This is a genomic window from Pseudoduganella sp. RAF53_2 (assembly GCF_052113985.1).
Classification (GTDB): domain Bacteria; phylum Pseudomonadota; class Gammaproteobacteria; order Burkholderiales; family Burkholderiaceae_D; genus Rugamonas.
Map to the genome: position 1 here is coordinate 1 of NZ_JBFRDW010000466.1, position 4,911 is coordinate 4,911.

Genomic DNA, 4,911 nt, shown 5'->3' on the forward strand with positions numbered 1-4,911 from the left:
GTGCTCCATCAGCCGTTCAGGCCCAGCACGTCGTACATATCGAACAGGCCGGTGCTCTTGTCCGCCAGGAAGCGCGCCGCGCGCAGCGAGCCGTTGGCGTAATGCTGGCGCGAGGACGATTTGTGGCTGATCTCGATGCGCTCGCCTTCGGTGGCAAACATCACGGTATGGTCGCCGATGATGTCGCCGCCGCGCACGGTGRCAAAACCGATCGAGGACGGATCGCGCGGCCCGGTCACGCCTTCGCGCGCGAACACGCCGACCTGCTTCAGGTCGCGCCCCAGCGCATCGGCAATCACCTCGCCCATCTTCAGCGCGGTGCCGGACGGCGCATCGACCTTGTGGCGGTGATGCGCCTCGATGATTTCGATGTCGTAGCCGGTAGCGAACTGCTTGGCCGCGAATTCCAGCAGCTTCAGGGTCACGTTCACGCCCACGCTCATATTCGGCGCGAACACGATGGCGGTCTTCTCGGCCGCCTTGCGGATGGCTGCCTTGCCCGCCTCATCGAAGCCGGTGGTGCCGATCACCAGCTTGACGCCGTGCTCGGCGCAGTAAGCCAGGTGTTCCAGCGTGCCTTCCGGACGGGTGAAGTCGATCAGCACCTGGGCATTCTTCAAGCCTTCGGCCAAGTCGCCCGCCACCGTCACGCCGGAGGGCTGGCCGGTGAAGGCCGCCGCGTCCTGGCCGATATTGGCGCCGCCCGGACGGTCCAGGGCACCGGCCAGGGTGCAGTCCGGATCGGCCTGCACCGCCTCGACCAGCATGCGGCCCATGCGCCCGCCGGCGCCGGCAATTGCGATATTCAGAGTCGTCATGAATGATCCTTACTTGGCCGCGCCGGATTCCTGACCGGCCGGCAGCGGCGCACGCGCCGGCGATGCCTGCTGCTTGTCGGCGGCTGCCTCGGACTTCTTGAATTCCTTGATCGGACCGGCAATGCGCGAAATGTATTCCTGCTCGGTCGGCAGATTGCCGCCTTCGAAGCGCTCCACCTTGCCATCCTTGTCGAAGAACACCACCACCGCGCTGGTGGTCAGCTCGCCGCTGCCCTTGGCTAGGCGGAAGGGGTAATCCCAGCGGTCGGCGTGGAAGGCATCGGCCATCAGCGGCGTGCCGAGCAGGAACTTCACCTGGTCCTTGGTCATGCCCACCTTCAGCTGGGCCATCATTTCCTGCGACACGAAGTTACCCTGCTGGATATCCGGACGGTAAGGCGAGAAGAACCACATGAACTTCTGCAGCTGGGTGATGGTGGTGGTCTGGGCGCCCTGGGACGCTACCACCGGCGCTGGCGCCGGTGCCTTGCTGGCGCAGCCGGCCAGGGCCAGAGCCGCCAGCGGGGCCAGGCATTTCACTAACAAATGGGACGGCAGAGCCGGGGTAACGCGCATAGATGACCTCAAATCCGATTGAGCAGAAGTGCCAAAACGCTATATCATAAAGCACTCCAGCCACATACGATACCAAACATGAGTAACAGCCCCACCGACCTGAAGGCGTCCGGCCTGAAGGCCACCCTGCCGCGCCTGAAGATTCTTGACATTTTCCAGAGCAGCCCAGTGCGTCACCTGACTGCGGAAGACGTCTATAAACAGCTGCTGGCCGAGAATATGGACGTGGGCCTGGCCACCGTGTACCGCGTGCTGACCCAGTTCGAGCAGGCCGGCCTGCTGAACCGCAACCACTTCGAGAGCGGCAAGGCGATTTTCGAACTGAACGAAGGCTCGCACCACGACCACCTGGTGTGCCTGGACTGCGGCCGCGTGGAAGAATTCGTGGACGAGGAAATCGAGAAGCGCCAGCAAGCCATCGCCGCCGAGCGCGGCTTCAAGATCGCCGAACACGCCCTGGCGCTGTACGGCAACTGCACCAAGACCAACTGCCCGCACAAGCATTAAAACCCGAGGCGTAAAGCGGGTGGCAGCCACGTCGTGGCTGCCACCGGGTTCAAGCCGCGGGTTTCAATGCTGGCTCAGGGCATTCGACAGCAGGCGCGATGTAATATCGACAATCGGAATCACCCGCTCGTAGGCCATGCGGGTCGGGCCGATCACTCCCAGGGTACCCACAATCTTGCCGTTCGCCTCGTACGGCGCGGTCACCACGCTCATTTCATCCATCGGCACCAGGTGCGATTCGCCGCCGATGAAGATCTGCACGCCGGACGCCTTGGACGACACGTCCAGCAGCTGGATCAGGCCGGTCTTCTGCTCGAACAGGTCGAACATCTGGCGCAGCGAGCTCATATTCGACGACAGGTCGGCCACCGACAGCAGATTGCGCTCGCCGGCGATCACCATGTCCTCGGTATTCTCGGCCATGGCTTCGCTGCCCGCTTCCACGGCGGCCTGCATCAGGCGCCCCATATCGTCGCGCAGCTGGCGCACCTCGCCCTGCAGGCGGCCGCGCACCTCGTCGAAGGACAGGCCGGAATAATGCTGGTTGATGAAATTGGCCGACTGCTGCAGCTGGGCCGGAGAATAATCCACGTCGGTCAGCAGCATGCGGTTCTGCACATCGCCATTGGGTGACACGATCACCAGCAAGATTCGCTTCTCGCCCAGGCGTAAAAACTCCACCTGCTGGAACACCGACTCATGGCGCGGCGTCAGCACCACGCCCGCGAACTGGGTCAGCGAGGACAGCATCTGCGCCGCGTTGGCAATCAGCTTCTGCGGCGGCTGGGCGGTCGCGCGCAGGCGCGCCTCGACTGCGCTCTCATCGATGTGCTGCACGGTCAGCAGGGTGTCGACAAAGATGCGGTAGCCGCGCGGCGTGGGAATGCGTCCGGCCGAAGTGTGCGGGCTGGCCACATAGCCCAGCTCCTCCAGGTCCGCCATGATGTTGCGGATGGTGGCCGGCGACAGCTCCAGTCCGGAAATCTTGGACAGCGCGCGCGAGCCGACGGGCTGGCCGTCGGCGATATAGCGCTCGACCAGGGCTTTGAGCAGGGTTTGGGCACGGTTATCGAGTTGCATAGCTCTTCATGAAGCGGTGATTGCCCATCTATTCTGCCAACTGTTCTTCCAGCCATGCAAGAAGTTCCTCAAAACTGGAGCAAATTGCATCAGGCTGGACACCGGCCGCCAGATGGGCATCGCTGCCGGTCCGGTTCAGCCAGACCGCGCGCAGGCCGGCGCGCTGGGCGCCTTCCACATCCAGTTTCAGGTCGTCGCCGACATACACCGCCTCCGAGGGCAGCACGCCCAGGGTAGTGCAGGCGGCGCGGAAAATGCCGGGATCGGGCTTGGCCTTGCCGAAATCGGCGGCCGCCAGCGATACCTTGAAATGGTGGGCGAGGCCGATGACTTCAAGATCCGCGTTGCCATTGCTGATGGTTCCCAGCAACACCTGCTGTTTCAGCTTGAGCAAGCCGGGCAAGACGTCGTCATAAGGCTTGACCGCATTGCGCGCGGCGAAGAAATGGCGCATGGCGCCATCGACGTTGGTGGCGTCCTCGCCGGCGTGGGCGAACACCTCGTTCAGGCTGGCACGCCGCAAGGCGCCCAGATCGACGTGCAGTTCCGGCCGCGCGGCCAGCAACTCCATGCGGTGCAGGCGCAGCTGCTCGATGCTGAAATTTTTCGTCACGCCCGGCGCGTGCTCGCTCAGCCAGGCGTGCAAGGTCAGCTCCGCTTCGGCGATCACCGGCGCGATCGGCCACAGGGTGTCATCCAGATCGAAAAGTATGGCTTTCGGCTTCATGCCAGCATTGTCCCACATCGCGAAGACGCGGCCGTGGTAGATTAACGGGCTTATTGCACTGGAGTTAAGTTGATGTCTATCCTGTCACGCGCGCCCTGGGCGCTGGCCGCCGCCGTGCTGGCGGGCTGCGCTACGCAAAGCCCGGCACCGGCGCCGCTATCCGCTTCGCTGTCCGCGTATGTCGTGCTGGGCGAGCAAGGTGCGGCCGTGGCGCGCGTGGTGACGGAAGCGGCAAGCTGCCCGCCGCTGACCGTCGACGGCCAGGCGCTGCCGATGCAGCTGCGCGCGCCGGCCGAAACCATCGCGCTGCGGCCGACCAGCTCGGCGCCGGCCGATTCGGTGCCCAGCCGCTTCCCGGTGCTGACTTGCGAAGCGGCCTTGCCGGCAAATGCGCGCAGCGCCAGCGTCGGCGGCCAGACGCTGCCGCTGCCACGCGCCGAAGCACAGCGCATCGTGGTGATCGGCGACACCGGCTGCCGCCTGAAAAAGTCCGACAACAACTACCAGGCCTGCAACGATGCGCAAGCGACGCCGTTTGCCACCATTGCCGCCGCCGCGGCGAAGTGGCAGCCCGACCTGGTGATCCACGTCGGCGACTACCACTACCGCGAGAATCCCTGCCCCGAAGGCAACGCCGGCTGCGCCGGTTCGCCCYGGGGTTATGGCTGGGACGCCTGGCGCGAAGACTTCTTCCGTCCCGCCGCGCCGCTGCTGGCGGCAGCGCCCTGGGTCATGGTGCGCGGCAATCACGAAACCTGCACCCGCGCCGGACAAGGCTGGTGGCGCTTCCTCGATCCGCGTCCGCTGCAGCCAGGCCGCGACTGCAATGCCGCCGCCGATGATCTGAGCGGCAACTACAGCGATCCCTACGCCGTGCCGATCGGCGGCGCCAGCCAGTTGCTGGTGCTGGATACCACCGCCACCAGCTGGCGCGGCATCAAGCCCGGCCAGCCCGGCTGGGACCAGTACCGCGACACCTACCGCAAGCTGGAGCAGCTGTCGCAGCAGGCGCGCTGGAACCTGGGCCTGAATCATCAGCCGATGCTGGGCTTCGGCGCCGACATCGACAAGAAAAGCAAGCAGCGCTTCCTGGAGCTGGGCGACCTCGGCCTGCAGCAAACCTTCGGCTCGCTGAATCCCCTGCTGCTGCCCGACAGCGTACAAGCCATGCTGTCCGGCCACGTGCACCTGTGGCAGCAGGTC

Annotated in this window: 6 protein-coding genes; 2 read left to right on the plus strand and 4 right to left on the minus strand. The window is 65.0% G+C overall.

Annotated features, from left to right (window positions below):
• Positions 1–8: 8 nt before the first annotated feature.
• Both dapB and AB4Z11_RS23025 read right to left on the minus strand, forming a co-directional pair.
• The gene (dapB, locus tag AB4Z11_RS23020) at positions 9–818 is read right to left on the minus strand and encodes a 4-hydroxy-tetrahydrodipicolinate reductase (RefSeq protein WP_442027917.1); all 810 of its coding nucleotides are present in this window, start codon (positions 816–818) and stop codon (positions 9–11) included.
• A gap of 9 nt (positions 819–827) precedes the next feature.
• Positions 828–1,394: an outer membrane protein assembly factor BamE gene (locus tag AB4Z11_RS23025; RefSeq protein WP_442027918.1), complete on the minus strand. Its 567-nt coding sequence runs from the start codon at positions 1,392–1,394 to the stop codon at positions 828–830.
• Between the two features lie 78 nt (positions 1,395–1,472).
• Between AB4Z11_RS23025 and fur the strand changes: the two genes are divergently transcribed.
• Positions 1,473–1,901: a ferric iron uptake transcriptional regulator gene (gene fur / locus AB4Z11_RS23030; protein WP_442027919.1), complete on the plus strand. Its 429-nt coding sequence runs from the start codon at positions 1,473–1,475 to the stop codon at positions 1,899–1,901.
• A gap of 63 nt (positions 1,902–1,964) precedes the next feature.
• Here fur and hrcA read toward each other — a convergent pair whose 3' ends face one another.
• Both hrcA and AB4Z11_RS23040 read right to left on the minus strand, forming a co-directional pair.
• On the minus strand, positions 1,965–2,981 hold the full coding sequence (hrcA, locus tag AB4Z11_RS23035) for a heat-inducible transcriptional repressor HrcA (protein ID WP_442027920.1): 1,017 nt from the start codon (positions 2,979–2,981) through the stop codon (positions 1,965–1,967).
• 28 nt (positions 2,982–3,009) lie between these two features.
• Positions 3,010–3,708 (minus strand): HAD family hydrolase, encoded by a 699-nt coding sequence (locus AB4Z11_RS23040; protein ID WP_442027921.1) that lies wholly within the window; start codon positions 3,706–3,708, stop codon positions 3,010–3,012.
• 72 nt (positions 3,709–3,780) lie between these two features.
• Between AB4Z11_RS23040 and AB4Z11_RS23045 the strand changes: the two genes are divergently transcribed.
• On the plus strand, positions 3,781–4,911 hold a 1,131-nt coding region (locus tag AB4Z11_RS23045; protein WP_442027922.1), incomplete at its 3' end, for a metallophosphoesterase.